The 21,748-nt window shown below is 37.0% G+C and carries 17 protein-coding genes and 1 pseudogene; 1 reads left to right on the forward strand and 17 read right to left on the reverse strand.

The window, feature by feature from the left end:
* Positions 1-285 precede the first annotated feature (285 nt).
* Positions 286-1,872: a hypothetical protein gene (locus tag H4J46_RS00185; RefSeq protein ID WP_182231588.1), complete on the reverse strand. Its 1,587-nt coding sequence runs from the start codon at positions 1,870-1,872 to the stop codon at positions 286-288.
* Between the two features lie 476 nt (positions 1,873-2,348).
* Here H4J46_RS00185 and H4J46_RS00190 point away from each other — a divergent pair, with 476 nt between their 5' ends.
* Entirely contained in the window at positions 2,349-2,624 is a 276-nt protein-coding gene (locus H4J46_RS00190) for a hypothetical protein (RefSeq protein ID WP_182231589.1), read from the forward strand.
* A 748-nt stretch (positions 2,625-3,372) separates the two neighbouring features.
* On the opposite strand, the gene H4J46_RS00195 is transcribed toward H4J46_RS00190, so the two are convergent.
* The 16 genes and pseudogenes from H4J46_RS00195 to H4J46_RS00270 all read right to left on the reverse strand — a co-directional run.
* The gene (locus H4J46_RS00195; RefSeq protein ID WP_182231590.1) at positions 3,373-5,601 is read right to left on the reverse strand and encodes a YjbH domain-containing protein; all 2,229 of its coding nucleotides are present in this window, start codon (positions 5,599-5,601) and stop codon (positions 3,373-3,375) included.
* A 570-nt stretch (positions 5,602-6,171) separates the two neighbouring features.
* On the reverse strand, positions 6,172-8,127 hold the full coding sequence (locus H4J46_RS00200) for a nucleoside-diphosphate sugar epimerase/dehydratase (RefSeq protein WP_182231591.1): 1,956 nt from the start codon (positions 8,125-8,127) through the stop codon (positions 6,172-6,174).
* Positions 8,128-8,705: 578 nt separating this feature from the next.
* A complete protein-coding gene (galU, locus tag H4J46_RS00205; RefSeq protein ID WP_182231592.1) occupies positions 8,706-9,590 on the reverse strand; it encodes a UTP--glucose-1-phosphate uridylyltransferase GalU in 885 nt (294 codons plus the stop codon).
* A gap of 21 nt (positions 9,591-9,611) precedes the next feature.
* Positions 9,612-10,616, reverse strand: a complete 1,005-nt coding sequence (locus tag H4J46_RS00210) for an NAD-dependent epimerase (protein WP_182231593.1) — start codon at positions 10,614-10,616, stop codon at positions 9,612-9,614.
* A gap of 14 nt (positions 10,617-10,630) precedes the next feature.
* The gene (locus H4J46_RS00215; protein WP_182231594.1) at positions 10,631-11,797 is read right to left on the reverse strand and encodes a nucleotide sugar dehydrogenase; all 1,167 of its coding nucleotides are present in this window, start codon (positions 11,795-11,797) and stop codon (positions 10,631-10,633) included.
* A gap of 15 nt (positions 11,798-11,812) precedes the next feature.
* Positions 11,813-12,379 (reverse strand): sugar transferase, encoded by a 567-nt coding sequence (locus H4J46_RS00220; protein WP_182231595.1) that lies wholly within the window; start codon positions 12,377-12,379, stop codon positions 11,813-11,815.
* 63 nt (positions 12,380-12,442) lie between these two features.
* A complete protein-coding gene (locus H4J46_RS00225; RefSeq protein WP_182231596.1) occupies positions 12,443-13,435 on the reverse strand; it encodes an SDR family oxidoreductase in 993 nt (330 codons plus the stop codon).
* Entirely contained in the window at positions 13,436-14,536 is a 1,101-nt protein-coding gene (rfbB, locus tag H4J46_RS00230) for a dTDP-glucose 4,6-dehydratase (protein ID WP_182231597.1), read from the reverse strand.
* A gap of 18 nt (positions 14,537-14,554) precedes the next feature.
* Positions 14,555-15,430: a dTDP-4-dehydrorhamnose reductase gene (rfbD, locus tag H4J46_RS00235; protein ID WP_182231598.1), complete on the reverse strand. Its 876-nt coding sequence runs from the start codon at positions 15,428-15,430 to the stop codon at positions 14,555-14,557.
* A gap of 34 nt (positions 15,431-15,464) precedes the next feature.
* Complete coding sequence (gene rfbC / locus H4J46_RS00240; RefSeq protein ID WP_182231599.1) at positions 15,465-16,013, reverse strand: dTDP-4-dehydrorhamnose 3,5-epimerase; 549 nt, start codon at positions 16,011-16,013, stop codon at positions 15,465-15,467.
* A complete protein-coding gene (gene rfbA, locus H4J46_RS00245; protein WP_182231600.1) occupies positions 16,014-16,889 on the reverse strand; it encodes a glucose-1-phosphate thymidylyltransferase RfbA in 876 nt (291 codons plus the stop codon).
* Between the two features lie 137 nt (positions 16,890-17,026).
* A pseudogene (locus H4J46_RS00250) lies at positions 17,027-18,226 on the reverse strand (nucleotide sugar dehydrogenase).
* Positions 18,227-18,284: 58 nt separating this feature from the next.
* Positions 18,285-19,049 (reverse strand): glycosyltransferase family 2 protein, encoded by a 765-nt coding sequence (locus H4J46_RS00255; protein WP_182231601.1) that lies wholly within the window; start codon positions 19,047-19,049, stop codon positions 18,285-18,287.
* A gap of 90 nt (positions 19,050-19,139) precedes the next feature.
* Positions 19,140-19,562, reverse strand: a complete 423-nt coding sequence (locus H4J46_RS00260) for an adenylyltransferase/cytidyltransferase family protein (protein WP_182231602.1) — start codon at positions 19,560-19,562, stop codon at positions 19,140-19,142.
* Between the two features lie 8 nt (positions 19,563-19,570).
* Positions 19,571-20,545 (reverse strand): LicD family protein, encoded by a 975-nt coding sequence (locus H4J46_RS00265; protein WP_182231603.1) that lies wholly within the window; start codon positions 20,543-20,545, stop codon positions 19,571-19,573.
* A gap of 89 nt (positions 20,546-20,634) precedes the next feature.
* On the reverse strand, positions 20,635-21,748 hold a 1,114-nt coding region (locus tag H4J46_RS00270; RefSeq protein WP_220462889.1), incomplete at its 5' end, for a hypothetical protein.

Here is a 21,748-nt window from a genome sequence, read left to right on the forward strand (position 1 = left end):
ACTTTCAAAATAATCTACCAATCACGTTGCCTGCATGGATACAGGTACTTGGGTTATGTCTGAAACAAATAACCCGTGCCTGCATCGATGCAGGTACTTGGGCTATGTCGGGAACAAATAACCCGTGCCTGCATCGATGCAGGTTCTTGAGTTATGTCGAAAAAAATACCCCGTGACTGCATGGGCAGTTATTTGAGTAAAAATTTAATAAAAAAAAGCCGCATTAAGCGGCTTTTTTATCTAGGGTTAGCCCTATAGTTACTTACTCGTTAGCAGTAAAGTGTACTATGAACCGCCTGTACTGCCTGTACTACCTGTTGCTGTATCACAAACAATAGACTCTGTTTGTGCTTCATCAGTGCCATCTGCAGTAATTGTATACGCTTTAGTACCTAAGCTTGCAAGGCTACCTTTATAGGTAACGCTTACGTTATAAGTTGAATCTTCAAGAAGGTTACTTAAAGCGTACGCACCCTCACCTTCATCTGTAGCCACTTTTTTAGACTTACCAGCTAAGCTATATTTAACTAACGCGCCAGAAGCACCGACAGTTGAGCTGGTATCGTTACTACACTGCGCTACTAACGAAAGTGTTTCATTAATAACCGTTGGGCCAGCTAATGTGGCGTTAATATCACCACATAAGTCAACTTCTGACGTTGTTTTAAACCATACAGTGCCATTGCTATCAGTAATGGTTAAATTCGCTGTAGTATCTGCAGCAATACCTCTTTTAGATAGCTTGTTTTGTTTTACAAATACTGGATCATTAGCTTTAAGCTTGTTAGAAAAACTAACGCTAGCTGATGAAACATCAACATACAAACCATCAACAGGTATTGCATCACCTGAAGTTAAAATGCGCATAGCTGAAGTACAGCTTGGGCTACTTGTCACACCCGCAAAGGTAGTTAAGTGATCCGTTGCAAAACTAGCATTGTAATAGTTTTCTGCTGCGACTAGGTTACCCACGACTAATTTTTCAGATTCAGTTGTCCAGACGCCGGTATCTTCGTTTTGCGAAAGCAGTGTTAGCTCTTCACCTGTAGTAAAACCTTTATCTTCAGGTATTGCCATTTCAATAGTAATTGGCTGAGAAAATTTCTTAATCTTAACGCCATTATTATCAAGCATTACTACGCTTACAACACCTACTGGTGTTAGCGTAGTAGCTGACTCAGTAGTATTTAAGCCTTCTGGCGTAATTGCTGCACCAGAAGATGTACTAGTATCTGCAGTAACTATCGATAATGTGACACTGTCACCAGAAATTGCATTGCCATCGGCATCTTGTAATATAGTGCCCGCGGCAACCGTTACATTTGCTACTGCTTGACCTTCGGCTACACTGCCAGTAATTTCATTTGGAGTAGTACCATTTGCTACAGTTTCAGTAACTTCGGCAGTTGCAACACCCGCTGTATCTTTTGAGATCAGCTTCAATTGCACATCTAGGTTACCTTCGCTTAAGTCTTCAAGCTCAATAACATAGCTTTTAGTAATATAGGTATCAGCGGTAACAACAGCAGTTATTTCTGAAACACTAGCACCACTTTTCAGCTGAAAAGTTAAACTACCATCAACAGACTCAATAGTAGCAGTAACATTACCATCGATATCAACGATGTTTGTTGACGCTATACCATTTTCGAAAAATGAAATGTTAGCAGCAACAAGGTCAGTGCTTTCAGCATCAATAACGTTAACGTTTGCAACAGGAGCTAATGCTACTGGCGCTGCTGGCGGAACGATAACGGCTGGCGGCTCAACCGGTGGTGGCGCATCAGCGTCTTTTTTGTCGCTAAAGCAACCTGATAATGCAATAGCAGATGCTACTGATAAAGCTAATAGTGATTTTTTGTTAGTAAACATAGAGAGTCCTTTTTGATTCCATCATAGTGTTATTTTTTAATACTGCTTCATTGTGTTGATATTTAATACTGCTTCATTGTGCTGCTTTTTAATACTGATCAATTGTACCTTGTTGTATCCTGCGGTTAAACATAGAGCTTGTTAATTTTTTGCTAAAAGCTAAAATTTATAGCTTTAAACTTTCTTTAAAAAACGTAGGGGCGACTTCAGTCGCCTTTATTGGCCGAACAACTGGCCAATACCCATATTTTATATTTGCTTTGTACCAAGGCGAATAAATTCGCCCCTACAAAAGGCCTTAACCAATACATATCTGATAGGCGAATGAATTCGCCCCTGCACCGAGAATGTCGTAAAAAAACGTAGGGGCGACTTCAGTCGCCTTTATTGGCTGAACAATTAGCCAATACCCATATTTTATATTTGCTTTGTACCAAGGCGAATAAATTCGCCCCTACAGGTAGCCTCAACCAAAAATGTCGTTAAAAAACGTAGGGGCGACTTCAGTCGCCTTTATTGGCCGAACACCGACCAATACCCATGTTTTATATTTGCTTTGTACCAAGGCGAATAAATTCGCCCCTACAGGTAGCCACAACCAAGAATGTCGTAAAAAACGTAGGGGCGACTTCAGTCGCCTTTATTGGCCGAACAACTGGCCAACACCCATATTTTATATTTGCTTTGTACCAAGGCGAATAAATTCGCCCCTACAAAAGGCCTTAACCAATACATATCTGATAGGCGAATGAATTCGCCCCTACAGGTAGCCACAACCAAAAAACGTCGTTAAAAAACGTAGGGGGCGACTTCAGTCGCCTTTATTGGCCGAACAACTGACCAATACCCATGTTTTATATTTGCTTTGTACCAAGGCGAATAAATTCGCCCCTACAAAAGGCCTTAACCAATACATATCTGATAGGCGAATAAATTCGCCCCTACAGGTGACCTCAACCAAAAACGTCGTTAAAAAACGTAGGGGCGACTTCAGTCGCCTTTATTGGCCAAACAATTAACCAATACCCGTGTTTTATATTTGGTTTATGCCAAGGCGAATAAATTCGCCTCTACAGGTGGCCTCAACCAAAAATGTCGTTAAAAAACGTAGGGGCGACTTCAGTCGCCTTTATTGGCCAAACAATTAACCAATACCCGTTTTTTATATTTGCTTTGTACCAAGGCGAATAAATTCGCCCCTACAGGTGACCTCAACCAAAAATGTCGTTAAAAAACGTAGGGGCGACTTCAGTCGCCTTTATTGGCCGAACAACTGACCAATACCCCTGTTTTATATTTGCTTTGTACCAAGGCGAATAAATTCGCCCCTACACGTAGCCACAACCCAAAAACGCCATTAAAAAACGTAGGGGCGACTTCAGTCGCCTTTATCAGCTGAACAACTAGCCAACACCCCTGTTTTATATTTACTTTATGCCAAAGCGAATAAATTCGCCCCTACAGGTAAACCTCAACCAAAAGATAACTACCCTTCTGCTTTTACTTATACTCCATATAAGCATTTTTCAATCGGGCTAAATTAGCATAAATATAATCGCTCGACATACGGCCTTGATTTAAAAAACTACGGTCTAAGCTAATTGCAGTGCCTGGTGTGTAGCCCTGGTTAAATACCAAGCGGTTATGCGACTTGCCTATTTGCGTACTCGCCGTATGGCGCCAAGCTTCTTTACCCTTTATTTGACCATATCGGGTAACGGCCATATCTTTGCGTGAGCTTAGCGGAATACTGATAGACACCCCAGCTTTTTGCGCGCTAGTATTTTCGTAAAACAGGCCAATGTAACTATCACCAAACCAAAAACGGCTTTCTAGTTTTGCGCCAGTATCTTTACTCCAAAACTCACCTGCCGTAGCATGAAAAGTAATATCTTGCTCTACCCAGTTATATTGATACGACAGGGTTTTATAGTCGCGGTTACCATTATAGTTTTGGTATACAAAGTAGCCCACATTAGCAGTTACCTTGTGGCGCCCTGCAGGACTTAACCAAGCGGTTTCATTAATAATACCGCTGTAATCGTAGGTTTCTTGAAAGTAACCTACTTGAGTTTGGTTGTATAATCCAAAAGGTAAGGCAAAGGTTTGATAAAACACCGCACGGTCAACCCCAGTATGTTCACGATAATGTTTAAACGGGGCGGTTTTTTCAAAGTCGTCACTGTTAGCAACATGTACTTGGCCGCTAACACTTACACCACCCCCTTGCCATAAGGGTAAATCAATATCAGCGCGTAGCGCTAACGAAAAATCAATAACACCCAACTCGGTAGCATAAGTGTTTGTTAGTGCTGGGCTTATGGTCACCCGGGGTTTAAAGTAAGGCGAGTTTGCTCGTGTAAGTCCAACCCAAGTTACCCCTTTGGGAATAGCCGTTGCACCTTGGTGTATAGCTAAATCTGGATTTTGCTGGCCGTTAATAAAGGCGCGGTAATTATCAACTTGCCCGAGTATACTCATTAATGGCGTGTCGTATTTTGCCAGCTGAATAGTAAACTCAACACCCGGCTCGGTTACATGCTCAACGATACGGCCAAGTACTAAACCAAAGGCATCAATATCGTTACGGTTAAATACCGGATTTTCAAACTGAATAATCAACTGCTTTTGTTGATTATAACCTACCAGTATGTTTTCAAAGCCATCAGCAGCAAGTGCCGCTTTTAGCGAAAATGCTTGAGTATTTAGGGTCAGTTTATTTAAGGTAAGAGTATTTAAAGCGGTATCGGCTGCCGTTATCGGGTAAGCCGAAGCCTGTGCTGCAATTTTCATGGTATTGTGGCTAGGGGTGTTCTTTGATGCCGCAGTAGTTGCTACAGGTGCACTAGTCACTATAGGTACAGGTGCAGCATCCCTGGAAGCCGAAGTAAAAAAACCTGGCGGTTTATTTTGTTTTACACCGTATGTAGCAGCCGCGTGATTTGGCTGCACTTGTGCTGCGCTTTTACTGTTAACTGCTGGCTGATCATAGTCATCAAACAAGGGTATGGTAAGGTTAAGACCCCAATAGGTGCCCTGCTCATCATAATCGCTATTACTATAAAAGCGACTGGTTAAGGTCAATGTACCCACATCAAACAGCCATTTTTTGGGTAAGGTAATACGAGCCGCGGCATTTTCTGCCTCACCATCATGCTCTACCTGTAGGCTCAACCAATCATATAATTGCCACTCAACACCGGCAAATACACCATCCATTTGCCCAGTTAAACGCTTACTATTAGCCAACCCGGCACTAAAATTAAAGTCACCTAACTGTTTAGAAGCCACCGCATAATAAGTTGCGTACTGATTCGCAGTACCACCAATATCTTTGCCCCCTACCGCTAAACTAAACCAGTCATTAGGGATAAACGGAAGTTGATACTTAGCATTAAATGACAAATCCCTCACCTGCCCCTTACCCTCGCTATAAAACATATTATCGTTCATTGAATTAGCAGCTACTTGTCCACTTACTTCAAAGCCCTCAAATAACCCAGCGCTAAATATAAAGTTGTGACCATCTATATATTTATTACCGCGAAAATCAAGTTGGTTATTATAGCCAATATCAACAGTACCTTTAGCCTGCGTCAGTGCAGATGGGGTATTTATTAGCCCGGTATAGCCATTTAACGATTGAAAGCTATTTAACTTATCTGCCGCCATAAGAGGCGCGCTTAAAGCAACTAAACCGCCCAAAAATACTGTATTTAATTTAGTCATAGTCATAGTCATAAATTCGTGTTGACTCTTTTATTTTTAGTGATTGTCAATGCGACATGAATGCAGCATTAATACAAAATCAATCCATTATTCACTCACGACTTGTGTGAGTATTTACTACACTTTGAATAGGCAAACGTTATTAGCGCTGTTTTTCAAGGTGGCTAGCATAAACAGCTTAAATTATATTAATGACAAATAGAAATAAATTAATAGTGCCAAGGCTAAAAAAACAAAGCTTTTATACGCTTATTAGCGCGATATTTATATCCAACCGAAAGCAATTAATCCCCTCTAAAGCCCAGAGCCTATTGATAATGACTTTAATTAAAACCCATTGTCACCATAAGAAATAAACAAGGCTAAATTAGAAGTTAATGAGAAAGCATAAGCATATCGTCTATTACTCCTATTACACCTATAAAGCACAGCACCCTCATAACCTCTTTTTCTATATCGCTTTTTTCGGGCGATGCACACGCTATAAAACCGCACTTACAGCAAAACTAAACACCGAACTTGGCCTAATGTCTTGCTGAAAGCTGAAATCTGACAGCTATCAACTATTTGTTAGTTTTTCAAATTAACCACATTACTCAAAACCTTCTCCTCCACCACATTTTCAGACCTAGCATTCCACACTAAATCACAAATACCATCGGTAGGGTTAAAGCCTGTAGGTGCGTCGAGTAATAGCTGGCGAATTGTTTCATGCTCAAAGTTATGACAAGCAATATCTAAGGCATCAATAAATACATTGAGTGCTTTAAGCGGCAGCATAACTTCGTTGGCGGTCATTATACGCTCATGGGCGGTTTGCGATACGTTATTGCCTATTAGCAGTTCTTCATAAAGTTTTTCACCTGGACGAAGGCCGGTGCATTTTATTTCTATATCGCCATGCGGGTTATCTTCTGTTTTAATTTCCAGGCCCGACAGCCTGACCATTTTAATGGCTAGGTCTTTTATTTTTACAGAATTGCCCATGTCGAGCACAAACACATCACCACCTTTACCCATAGCCCCTGCTTGTATTACAAGTTGGGCGGCTTCGGGTATGGTCATAAAGTAACGCGTAATATCGGGGTGAGTTAAGGTAATTGGGCCGCCTTGTTCTATTTGGCGACGAAATAGGGGTACTACAGAGCCCGAAGAGCCAAGCACATTGCCAAAACGCACCATACAAAAACGGGTATTATGTTTGCTACCTTGCTCTTGTGCTAAGCCTTGCAGTACGAGCTCGGCCATACGTTTTGTAGCCCCCATAACATTGGTGGGGCGTACGGCTTTATCGGTAGAAATAAGCACAAAGGTAGCCACTTTAGCGTTAACAGCAGCCTTGGCCGCATAATAGGTACCAAAGACATTATTACGCACCCCTTCAACTACATTGTGCTCAACTAAGGGTACGTGTTTATAGGCTGCGGTATGGTAAACGGTTTGCACACCAAAGGTCAGCATAACAGTTTCAAGGCGGTTAACACGCTGCACTGAGCCCAGAATAGGAATTAACTCAATGGCTAGTGCTTGGCGAGTAATGTATTCAGCTAATTCTTTTTCAATAGAGTAAAGCGCAATTTCACTACGCTCAAAAAGCACTAACTTTGTTGGTTTTATTTTAACTATTTGCCGACAAAGCTCAGAACCAATAGAGCCCCCCGCACCGGTAACCATAACGATTTTATTGCTTATATTTGCGGTCATTAATTCGGGTTTAGGCGTTACAGGGTCGCGCCCTAATAAGTCTTCAACACCAACATCTCTAAATTCAGACAGCTTTGCTTTACCTTCAACCACATCAGCCATACTTGGAATAGACAGTACTTTAATCGTTAGGGACTCTAGCTGAACCAATACCTGTTTACGCCTTGCACGTGTAGCACTCGGCATGGCCAGTAACACCTTAGTGGCTTTACGTTTTTTTATTAACTCATCTATGTTACTAAAAGCACATACGGGTATACCCTGTATTATTGAGCTATGTTTGTTTACGTCGTCGTCAATAAACACACTAACAAAATATTCAGGGCCTGCATTTAACGCCGTAGCAAGCTGCCTACCGGCAGAGCCCGCACCATAAATAATCACCGACTCTTTATTACTGGTGGTCATTTTGCCAATAAGTGCCCTGACTAATATGCGAGAACCGCCCACGGTTAATAAACATAACCAAGCAAAAATAAACGGCATAGTGCGCGGTATGCCCACACCGATAAAAAAAGCTAATAACACCAGCACAACGGTTGTTATTACTGTACCTAATACAATGGCCCAGAGTGCTTGCGAGTTCATGTATCTAAGCACGGCACGGTATAAGCCCAAGCTAATAAATGCATATAAACTGATGGGTATTAATAAAGCCAACAACAACCAGTTATCGGCATTTTTTAAAGGCTCAACACTATCAAGCCTAACAATAAGCGCTAACCAAAAAGCCATGGCGATAAAAAGCGAGTCGATACACAAAGTAATCACGCGCTTTTTTGCCCGTGATGCATTGATAATTGAGCGGATAAAACTATCCATTACAAGTTCCTTTTACTACTTAAGGTGCTAGGTTCAGGTTCTAGGTTCTAGGTTCTACAAAATTTTGTCATCTATCCAGCTAATTAAAGCCCATTTGCCAAAGGAAATATAAATGGCAAACAGGGCAGGAAAACCACTACCTAAGGCTATAGCCCAAACCGATTGTATACTCATATCGTGCAGTACTGCACGATAAAGGCCAAACTTTACAAAAACGATTAAACTTAGCGGTAGAGCGCAGATAAAAACGATCCAATAATTTTATCAAATAAAGGCGTATAGCTATCAAGGCGCGTAAATAATGCCAGCCAAAAAGCACACAGTAAAAATACATAATCTATCAACAACAAAATGGCACGTTTGTAAGGGCGCGGCAAACTCAAAACAGACTGAATTTAAGACACTTAAATTTCATTTTCATAGCTAGCTATGCATTAAGTTTTTTATATGACTAAGTGGATGTGTATTATACATATAAAGAAGAAGGTTGTTGCATATTTATACAGCTTTATTACTTTGCTATTTCTATCAAAGCTCTTGGTTGTCATACCCGATAATCCACACTATATTATAGATACTTATCCTATCAATTCAGACAAATAAGCTTTAAAATCATCACCTAATTCTGCATGACGTAATCCATACTCAACATTAGCCTTCATATAACCAAGCTTAGAACCACAATCGTGAGACTTACCTGTCATATGAAAAGCTTCTACGGTTTCAAGCTTCATTAGCATTGCGATAGCGTCGGTCAATTGAATTTCATCACCTGCACCAGGGGGCGTAAATTCAAGTAAATCCCAAATTTTATTTGATAATACATAGCGTCCAACCACAGCTAAGTTTGAAGGCGCTTCATCAATAGGTGGTTTTTCAACAACAGCAGTCATTGCTTTAGATTCACCCGGTACTAATTCATAGCCAGCGCAATCAACTACGCCATAACTACTTACTTTATCCATAGGAACAGGCTCAACCATTATCTGACTATAACCTCCTACTTCCTTATAACGGGTTAACATTGCCGCTAAGTTTTCCGTTTTTAAATCCGCTGTTGTATCATCTAAAATAACATCTGGAAGTACAACCACAAATGGTTCATTACCAATAATAGGCCGAGCTTTTAATACCGCATGCCCTAAACCTTTAGCCTCACCTTGACGAACATGTAATATAGTGACATCTTTAGGGCAAATGGCTTGAATTTCATCTAATAATTGGCGTTTAACGCGTTTTTCTAACGTTGTTTCTAATTCAAAAGATTTATCAAAATGATTTTCAATGGCATTTTTAGAAGAATGCGTAACTAACACTATTTCTTTAATACCTGCAGCAACACATTCATTAACAATGTATTGGATCATAGGTTTATCAACAATAGGCAACATTTCTTTTGGGATAGCTTTTGTAGCGGGTAGCATACGCGTACCTAAACCTGCTACTGGGATTACTGCTTTCATTATTGCAACGTCCTTTGTATTTTATATTTTATAAAAATCTTTATACCAAGCTACAAGCTCAGCAACACCTTCTTTAACAGATATCTTAGGCACATAACTTGTCGCCTTAAATAAGTCTTGGGTATCAGCATAAGTTTGATATACATCACCTGGTTGCATTTCACGGAAGTTCTTTTTCGCTTCAATTCCTAACTCATCTTCAATGGCTTTAACAAAATCCATTAAGCTAATTGGTGAGCCGTGGCCAATATTATAGACTGAATAAGGCGCTGAACTTGTTGCAGGGCTACCTGTTTCAACTTTCCACTGTGCATCACATTCAGGAATGACATCAGCAATGCGAATAACCCCTTCAACAATATCATCTACATGAGTGAAATCACGCCACATATCACCATTATTATTGATGTCGATGGTATCGCCATTCAATATTTTTTTAGTGAAAATATAAGGGGCCATATCAGGACGCCCCCATGAACCATAAACCGTAAAAAATCGTAAACCTGTTGTAGGTATATTATATAAATGAGAATAGCTATGTGCCATTAACTCATTAGATTTTTTAGTTGCCGCATAAAGTGACACAGGATGGTCAACTGTATCTTTAGTTGAAAATGGTACTTTATTATTTAAACCATACACAGAAGAAGATGATGCATAGATCAAGTGCTTCACATTATTATGTCTACACCCTTCTAAAATATTTAAGTGTCCAATTAAATTACTATCGGCATAGGCCATTGGATTTTCTATAGAGTAACGTACACCTGCTTGAGCGGCTAAATGCACAACTTTATCAAACTGTTGATCCGCAAATAACTCGGCCATTACAATACGGTCTGCAACATCCATTTTGATAAAGCTAAATGAGGCATGCTCTATTCGTGTTAATCGTGCTTGTTTTAATGCAATATCATAATAGTTATTGATATTATCGATGCCTACTACATCGTGCCCTGCAGCACACAAGCGTTCAACTACCGCACTACCAATAAAACCGGCGGCACCGGTTACTAAATACTTCATTTTAAATTCCTTTACTAATCACTACCGAATAAATCACGTGTATAAACTTTATCAACCACATCTGATAATTCATCAACCATTCGGTTAGACACTATCACATCAGACATAGCTTTAAATTCAGACAAGCTTTTAATCACTTTTGAATGATAGAATTCATCTTCTTCCATTACCGGCTCATATATGACGACGTCAATACCCTTAGCTTTAATTCGCTTCATAATACCTTGTATTGATGATGCTCTAAAATTATCTGATCCCGCTTTCATAATTAATCGATAAATACCAACAACGTTAGGCGCTTTTGCAATAATTGAGTCGGCAACAAAATCTTTACGCGTGCTATTAGCATCTACAATCGCGCTAATAATATTATTAGGCACATCTTTATAATTCGCACGTAGTTGTTTGGTGTCTTTTGGTAAGCAATAGCCACCATAGCCAAATGAAGGGTTGTTGTAATGATTTCCTATACGGGGATCTAAGCTGACACCTTCAATAATATGGCGAGAATCTAAATCATGCACTTCAGCATAAGTATCAAGCTCATTAAAGTAGGAAACTCGCATCGCTAAGTAGGTATTAGAGAATAATTTAACCGCTTCAGCTTCTGTAGATCGGATAAACAAAACATCAATATTTTCTTTCCAAGCGCCTTCAACCAAAAGCCCCGCAAATTTACGAGCGCGGTCTGAATCTTCCCCAACAATAATACGTGATGGGTAAAGGTTATCATGAAGTGCTTTGCCCTCACGTAAAAACTCAGGGGAAAAAATCAAGCCTTCGCAAGCTAACTCTTTTCGAATACGGGCAGTATAACCTACAGGTACCGTTGATTTAATCACCATGCATGCAGATGGATTGATTGCCATAACATCTTTAATAACAGACTCTACTGAAGCCGTATTAAAGTAATTAGTTTCTGGATCATAATCAGTCGGTGTTGCAATAATTACATAGTCTGCTCCCGCATAAGCTGCTTCTTTATCTAGAGTCGCTGTAAAATTAAGCTCTCGATTAGTCAAAAAATCAGATATTTCAGTATCTTCAATGGGTGATTTACCTGAATTTAGTAGCGCTATTTTTTCAGGAATAATATCAACAGCAATAACTTCATTGTGTTGTGCTAATAACATAGCATTTGATAGACCTACGTATCCTGTTCCGGCAATAGCAATTTTCATAAAATCCGTCTCTCATTAATCTTTGGTGACTCTATCACCACTACCTGAACCGGTAATAGTCTGGAGTATATATTTAAAATAATAACGTATAGTCAAAGTTAAAATCATCTTTTCATCAGTCTTAGCCAGTAATACAGGCGTAGACATATCTATTTCATTGACTTGAGCAAGGCCTGTGATACCAGGACGTACTTTATAAACGCCATGTGAATCACGCTCTTGAATTAACTCTGCTTGGTTAAACAAGTTAGGACGTGGGCCCACTAAACTCATTTCGCCTTTGAGTACATTCCACAGCTGTGGTAATTCATCAAGTTTAGTTTTACGTAAAAAGCTACCAAATTGAGTAATTGAAGCACTTGAAGCTAAGTGACTTGCCACAGAAGCAGTACCAACCGTCATAGTTCTATATTTAATCAAATTAAAAGGTTTCTTATTTCTCCCTACTCGTTCTTGAATAAAAATAGGAGAACCTGTATCAAAATATCCAATAATGGTTAAGATAATTAAAATAGGAAAACCAAATATAAGGCCAAAAAAAGCAAAAATAAAATCTAATAATCGAATAACAAAAAAGGTCATGAAAGTGTTCTCTAATTAAAACGGAGTTGTTTAAGGTTAAATATCTGAGCTTAAAGTTTAGGGCTAAAATTTAGCTTTATGCTTTAGAGCTAACTGTTTTTTGAAAGCTTTTGCTGTGGCTGCAAAACCTTGTTCAACAGAATATGGTGGTTGCCAATTCAATGTGTTTTTTGTGTGTTTTATATCGACTTGCAAAGAACCACATAACCTATCAATAATAGCTGTTTTACCCAATATTTTTCCAGCTAAAGAGAAAACAGTATTCGGCACTGGTAACATAAAACTACACTTACCCAAAGCCCTACTTAAACCTTGTACAAAAGCTTTAGTAGATAGATCATCATCATCTGATATCAAGAATGTTTGATTAGCAGCATTTGTGTTGTTAATACATTCAATAATTAAGCTAATTAGGTTTTCAACATAAACCATTGAACGATGATTATTATTAATACATCCAAAAGGTAAAGGCACTCCCGTAGATACTAGTTTAAGCATAGCGGCAAAGTTTGCTTTTACGCCTGGTCCATAAACAAGAGGAGGTCTAATAACAACAACATCCATTCCAGTTTCTTCTGCCAGTTTTTTCAAGCCTTCTTCAGCTTCAGCCTTTGATATACCATAATGGTCTTCAGGGTTAGATGTATCAGATGATTGATAAGGTAATCGTTCTGTAGTGCTTTCACCGTTAACTTTGATAGAGCTAACAAAGATAAAACGTTTAACACCCGATTTAGAAGCAGCCTGTGCTAACTGTAATGTGCCGCCTACATTTACTTCACGAAAGGCTTCGAGAGGATCTTCATCAACCTCATTCATTACATGTACACGGGCAGCACAATGAATGACACAATCAATATCTTGCAATTTATCAGACCATTCTGTTGTTGAGTTTATATCATCAACAACAATATGTCTGAATTCATCAAATGAAGTAGAGTTTTTACGAAGAACAGGAAATATATTACTCTTTGTAAATTCGTTACTTAACTTTTTGATTAAAGGCTTGCCTAAGAAACCAGTAGCCCCCGTTAATAATATATTTGATTTTTTCATTTAAGAATACTGCCCCTCAACCCAGTCCTGATATGAACCATCCATCACAGCTTTCCACCAAGCTTCATTATCTAAATACCAACTTACGGTCTTAGCAATACCTGTTTCGAAAGTCTCTTTCGGTTCATAACCTAATTCAACCCTAGTTTTTGTAGCATCAATAGCATAGCGTCTATCGTGACCAAGCCTATCTGTTACATAAGTAATTAAAGACTCTGTATTAGCTTCTATTGCTGCAAGTGCTTCAGGGAATCTAGTTGCAAGCTCTGAGGATTCTGCAAATCGAGTTTCAACTAACGCACAAACTTCTTTCACAATATTAATATTGGCCCATTCATTGTTACCACCAATATTGTAGTTCTCACCTATGCGGCCTTTGTTTAATACTAAATCGATACCGTAAGCGTGATCTTCTACATATAACCAGTCTCTAATTTGCATGCCATCACCATAAATAGGTAACGACTTATTATGCAATATATTGGTGATTACTAAAGGGATTAACTTTTCAGGGAAATGATAAGGACCATAGTTATTAGAACAATTACTTGTTGTCACATTTAAACCATAAGTATGGTGATATGCTCTTACTAAGTGATCACTTGCCGCTTTACTTGCTGAATATGGGGAATTAGGGGCATATGCAGTATCTTCGGTAAAAGCAGGATCCGATGCAGATAACGTACCATATACTTCATCTGTTGATACATGATGGAATCTATGTTCAAAAGGTTTGTCTCGGTCATCAAGCCAGCACTTCTTAGCCGCCTTTAATAATGAATAAGTACCTAGTATATTGGTTTCAATAAAGGCATCAGGGCCAGTTATCGATCTGTCCACATGAGATTCAGCGGCAAAATGCACTAAGGTATCAACTTGATGATCTATCAGTAATGTTTCAACCAATGCTTGGTCACAAATATCACCTTTAACAAAACTAAAGTTTTCATTGTTTTGAACTACAGCTAAGTTCTCTAGGTTTCCTGCATAAGTTAATGCATCAAGCACAACAACGTTATCTTCTGGATATTTACTTAACCAGTAATGGACAAAGTTAGCGCCAATGAAACCAGCACCACCAGTAACTAATAATTTTTTCATATTTATACTTTCTTTTATTTAGCTTAATTCTAATTTTAGAACATCTAACATTTTACTCAGCTGCTTACGCCAATGCATTAATTCAATGTTAGGAAACTGTTCTTTTAAAGTGCTTTTATCTAATACGCTATAGTTGGGCCTAGTAGCTGGAGTCGGATAGTCTTTAGTGCCTATTGCCTTAATAGGTATTACTTTATCTAATAGGCCCTTTTCAATAGCTAACTCTTGAATAGCTACAGCGAAGTCATACCAACTTGCCACACCATTGTCCGTATAATGATGTATACCCCGGGTATTGTTCATTGCCGCATGCAAGCAGATCTTAGCTAAACCGCCTGCAAAAGTCGGTGTTCCTATTTGATCTGAAATAATACTGAGTTCAGGTTTCTCAGCCATAAAACGAATCATTGTTTTCACAAAATTATTGCCAAACGTTGAATAAACCCAAGATGTTCGAATAATACAACTTTGTTCTGGTAAGTATTTCTGAATTAACTTTTCACCTTCTGCTTTACTTGCACCATACACACTTATTGGATTTACTGTATCGTTAACGGAATAAGGCAAGTTGCTTTTACCATCAAAGACAAAATCAGTTGAAACATGAACTAACTTTATCTTTACATTTGCGCACGCCATTGAAAGATTGCCAACAGCTTCTGAATTTAAAAGGTAAGTTTGTTCTGGTTCAGTCTCAGCCAAATCAACAGCAGTATAAGCAGAAGCATTGATTACTGCATTTGCAGCCAGGTCTATTAATTTCTCAGATATAGAGTCTACATTGAGCAAGTCAATATCTAAACGCCCTAGACAAATGATATTAGTATCATCAACTGAAAGTTTAGCGATTTCACTTGCAAGCTGGCCGCTTTTACCAATAACAACAATATTCATTTAAATAACCAATAGACAGGAAAGGAGTTAATCATTAAGAAAACGTAGGAGCGTCGGATAACAATACGCCTGTCTTATCTTTTTCAGATAAAGACGGTTGCACACCACCTTTTAATGGCCAATCAATACCTAGCTTTGGATCGTTCCAGCATAAAGATACTTCATGCTCTGGAGTATAATAATCAGTACATTTATAAACAAACTCAGCCGAGTCACTCATCACATAAAAACCATGTGCAAAGCCTTCTGGCACCCACAATTGTTTTTTGTTTTCAGCAGATAACACAACACCTACGTGTTGACCAAACGTAGGAGAATATTTACGCATATCAACAGCAACATCATATACTTCACCAGCTATAACTCTAACTAACTTCCCTTGAGTATTTTCAAGCTGATAATGTAACCCTCTTAAAATACCATGTGCTGATTTACTATGATTATCTTGAACAAAATTACGTTCGCAGCACTCAGAGTTAAACTCAACTAGCCGAAAGGTTTCCATAAAAAAACCACGTTCATCACCAAAAACATTAGGTTCAAGGATCACAACATCAGGAATTGACGTTTTGATGTACTTCATTTAAAAAATTCTCTCATCAATAATATTTATTAAATATTCGCCATAACCACTTTTACGAAGTGGCTCAGCCAATTCACGTAGTTCATCAGCCGAAATCCAGCCATTACGAAATGCTATTTCTTCTGGACAATTAATTTTCAACCCCTGACGTTTTTCAACTGTTGAAATAAATTGAGCGGCAGCTAATAAATCATCGTGAGTTCCAGTATCAAGCCAAGCAGTACCGCGACCCATAATCTCAACGTTAAGTTCTCCAACTCGCAAATATTGCTCAATAACCTCAGTAATTTCTAATTCGCCACGATCAGAAGGTTTAACATTTTTAGCAAACTCAACAACCCGTGAATCAAAGAAGTATAAACCAGGAACAGCATAGTTGGATTTAGGCACTACTGGTTTTTCTTCGACAGAAATTGCTTTACCTGAAGCATCAAACTCAACCACACCGTAAGAGCTAGGGTTTGCTACGTGATAGCCAAATACCGTACCACCAGCACCACGAGTACGGGCACTAACTAAAGATTTAACTAAATCATGTCCATAAAACATGTTATCGCCAAGAACTAATGCTGCGCCATCACCACAAAGAAAGTCTTCTGCAATAATAAACGCTTGAGCCAAACCATCTGGGCTTGGTTGAACAGCGTAAGATAATGAAACGCCAAAATTTGAACCATCACCAAGCAACCGTTCAAAACGATGAATCTCATCAGGCGTAGAGATAACGAGTATTTCTTGAATACCGGCTTGCATCAGTGTTGACAATGGATAATAGATCATTGGTTTATCGTAAACAGGCATAAGCTGTTTACTTACAACTTTCGTTAATGGATATAAGCGAGTACCACTACCGCCAGCTAAAATAATTCCTTTCATAATTAAACCTCTACTTTTAAATTGTAATAATCGCGATACCACTTAACAAACTCAGCAGCGCCGGTAACTAAATATTTCATATTTCTTCCTTAAAGAAAATCCTGACATAGTCAGGATTGCTCAACAATAATTTAAATCTAGTCGTTATCAAAAAAATCGCGTGTATACACTTTGTTACCAACATCAGCTAATTCTTCGACCATGCGGTTTGAAACAATTACATCAGAAATAGATTTAAATTCTTCTAAGTCATTAATCACACAAAATTTAAAAAACTCAGAATCTTGCAGTACTGGTTCATAAACAACGACTTCAATGCCTTTTGCTTTGATACGTTCCATAATCCCTTGTATAGAAGAAGCTCTAAAGTTATCTGAACCTGATTTCATTACTAGGCGATAAACCCCAATAATTGTCGGTTTTCTTACAACAATAGAATCTGCAATAAAGTCTTTACGTGTACGATTGGCATCAACAATTGCATCAACCATATTATTAGGTACAACAGCATAATTAGCTAATAGCTGCTTGGTATCTTTTAGTAAACAGTAACCGCGATAACCAAATGAAGGATTATTATAATGACTTGACCTATACGAGGGTCTAGACTAACACCTTCAATAATTGAACGAGAATCTAAGTCATGTACTTCTGCATAAGAATCAAGTTCATTAAAATAAGCAACACACATCGCTAAGTACGTATTAGAAAATAACTTAACGGCTTCGTCTTCAGTAGAGCGGATAAAGAGTACATCTATATCTTTTTCCAAGCAGCTACAACTAACAGACCAGCAAACACACGAGCACGCTCTGAATCTTCGCCGACTATAATACGCGATGGATGAAGGTTATCGTATAAAGCACTACCTTCACGCAAGAACTCAGGAGAAAAGATTAAACATTCACAACCTAGTTCTTCACAAATGCGTGCTGTATAGCCAACAGGAACAGTTGATTTAATTAACATACAAGCAGTTAGATTAATCGCCATTACATCTTTAATTACAGATTCTACAGTTGACGTATTAAAGTAATTAGTTGCGGTGCGTAAACAGTTGGTGTAGCAATAATGACATAATCTGCACCGCTATAAGCTGTTTCTTTATCTAAAGTAGCTTTAAAGTTTAGCTCTCGATTAATCAAGAAGTCGGATATTTCAACATCTTCAATAGGTGATTTACCTGTATTTAATAACACTACTTCTTCAGGAATGATATCAATAGCAGCAACTTCATTGTGCTGTGCCAATAACATCGCATTTGATAAACCTACATAGCCGGTACCTGCTATTGCAATTTTTTGCCGTTTTGAACGGTTCCATTTATACTTCTTTATTCAAATAAAATGTATGGTCACTAATTTTTTTGATAAAATGATGGGTTTCAACATCAGTTTACAGGTTTTTATTCTTATTCCATAGAAAGCGAAATAAACTCATTAAATACCAACGAAAATGTTTTGAAAAAACATTTCGATTAGCATAAGCTCCTTTATGGACAGCGTGAATGTTTTTATAAAAAACTACGGGTTGTTGTTGTTGTTTTCTAGATCTAAAACAAATATCAACATCCTCGAAGTACATAAAATATTGAGAATCAAAACCACCTAACTCCTTATATAATATGGATTTAAAAATCAGAAATGCACCAGAAGCCCATTCAACCTGCTCTCTATTTTTAACGAATTTTTTATTATAAGAGGGGTTTAATGGTTTCCTTAATATAAGAAAAAAAATACCTAACCAGTTAGGGAAATAACGTAATGAATTTTCATAAGAGGTTAAAGATTCATCTTTAAACAAATTAACTGTTAATAAATTATTAGATTCATACTCTAACTCATTAATTAGGTTTGTAAAGTTGCTAATATCAATTTTAACATCTGGATTAATGACTAAAAACCAATCATCATCTTGCATACCATTAGAGATGCAATGTTTAAATATTTCATTATTATTATCCCCAAACCCTATCCCTAGCGGCAAGCTTATATATTCAAAGCCTACATTCTTACAAAATACCTTTAAACTTTCACTACCAAGATTATCTTTTATACACACATGAACATTATTTAGAAGGCTTATATCACATAATTCTTTATTTTCAATTAAGAAACTATCATGTCCATGGCTAACTATTGCAATATAAAAATTTTTCATAGATTTTATTTATACTTAATTTATAGGATTGAATACTATTAATAATTATTACCCAAATTAATTCTATAGAGGATAACGAATAACACTACTCTATGATTCATCTATTTTAATTAGTACACTTCTTAAAAGAGTACTTGAAGTGTGGCTGGTGTATGGGAAATAATATATATCAACTCCTAGTTTAATAAAGTCTTTCTCTATTAGATTCCATTTCTCTGTATTCTTCCAATCATCCCCAACAAACATAATATCAAATTTAATGTTCTTATGAGCATCATGTTTATCATAATTGACTTGAGGAACAACTTCATCAACAAACTTAATAGATTCAACAATTTCCATCCGTTCCATGAATGGAATTACTGGAACTTTATTTTTACCAGATATAGACAACTCATCAGTTGTAACTCCAACTATTAAGTAGTCGCACTCTAACTTAGCTCTTCTTAACACATTAAGGTGCCCAATATGGAACATATCAAATACACCAGTTGTATAACCTATCTTTTTCATAATTACCTCTAACTACTTTTAAGCCTAAAAAAAATACTCATATTTCTTTTTATTCTTTTCAACATGTAAATAAAACCAAATGTATTAACAAGAAAAAATAAAAACTTGAAGTTTGACAAGAATCTGTTTTTGTAAAAAAATCTTGTGTAATCGAAATGTATAACCTCATCGATTCTATCGTCAAAGCCGGGTGTGGGATATGCCGAGAAGGCCATCGGCTTACGTTTTTCTAATGGAGGAAGGCTCATATAGTTTAAGCCATAACTTTGAATTAAATAGCCTTCCTTATTATTAGGTACTAGTACTTTTATTCCACAAAAATGCTCTTCTCTTAAAGGATAAACAATTGACTTAATAACTTTCTTTATTGGTGAGAATTGCCCATGGCCTTTGACTAAAAAACAATCACCTTCAAATTCAGAGTTGTTTTCCATATAGCTGTTATATTCACAAATAGACTTCTTCTTATCGGTATACGCTGTTAAAACATTATCAAAATCGATATCTAGATCATTTTTATCATAAAAATATTTCGATATTCTGTCCACTTCCATTTCGTCATTTTCAATTACGTCAAACCCAATTTCCTTTATTGGGATTAAATCTATCCTAATGGGCTTTATTGCTCCCCATTTATACTCACATACATAATCAGTAAAACCAAAGTACTCGCTCCAACTTATAAGATTTCTATCTTTATATAACAGTGTAAATTTTTTATTTTTCTTCGAATATTCATCAAGTAATAAAATAAGCTTTTGATAATCTAAAATCGGAATACATAAATCTATATCATCATCCCACGGAATCATTTTGTTATGTCTAACTTGTCCTAATAAACTACCGCCATCAAGCCAAAAAATTATATTATTTTGAAAGCATATTTCAGAAACTATATTTAAAAGCTCCAAGAGTTTATTTTGGTGTAGTTCAAGACCTTCCCGGGTGTAATATTCTATTTCATTTTTTATAATTTTTTTCATGAAAAATCCTTATTTTACAGACTTGTACCTATGATTAATCAGACAATCAATAAGCGTAACAATTGATATTTTTAAGTGCCGAATATAAATTAATTTTCTATTTTTCTTTTTAAATTAAATAAAGTCAGCATAAAAATCATTAATAACGGTAAACCGGACCTTATTACCATGTGATATTCCTTGAAGTTAACAATAAAAATAATAATAAGGTAATAAATGATACCTATAAGAAAAGGAATTTCAGCACGTTTAAATTTTCGTTTATTAATTTTATTAAAAGCAATAATCAACAAATAAATATACTTGCCGAAGATAGCAATAAGACCAATAAAACCGGAGGTATAAAGAGCTCTTAAATAACCAATATCTGTTCTCAATATATTATTTAAATCTCTACCTGACATCGATGTCCCAAGAAGTGAAAATAGACTACCAAAACTAAGTTGATCATTACTATACATCTCCATTAAACGATTCGAAGAAAGAGAGCTAAAACCACCAGTATTTATATAATTTATTATAGGCTCAAAAGCCCAGCTAAAGTTGTTATCTATTAACAAGTTATATATTTCAGGAGTTAGTACATTGGTAAGAAATGCAAATATGCCTAAAGGAACCATAAAAACGAAAACCCCAACAATTACATTATTTAGGACTTTGCCAACCATAAATCTATTAAAACTTAAGTAATTAAAGCTTAACAAAACTGGAACTATAAATGCGAAAGTAAGATAAAGCCCGGTTCGACCAGTAAATAAAATAGCTAAAAACGCAAAAACCATCGAAATTAAAGAAAGTTTATTCCTATCAATTAAAAAAGAAGAAAGGCTAAACATAAAAAAAACACTAAACACAACTGAAGCTACCGCCCCCCCCCCCATGACTAAATCGAATGACCGTATTGATTCACTTGCAAGCATGACCATTTTAGAATTTTGTGTTAATAAAACGCTAGCTATTGACTTAAAACCAGAAGAAAGCATCACACATACCACGAAGGCACAATTAATTAAAAAAACTATTTGGATATGTTTAATAATTGTATTTAATACATCATCAAAATAAATTTTATACAGCGTAACTATGGAAAATGAAGCTAAAAAACTAACTAATAATTTAAGACAATGCTCTAAAGGAGAAAAATAGACCGCATCATTATATAAAAAAGTTATAATCGAGATAAAAAAAATAAAAAAAATAAAA

Origin of the sequence: Colwellia sp. MB02u-6, from assembly GCF_014077095.1 — a bacterium.
Lineage (GTDB): Bacteria > Pseudomonadota > Gammaproteobacteria > Enterobacterales > Alteromonadaceae > Cognaticolwellia.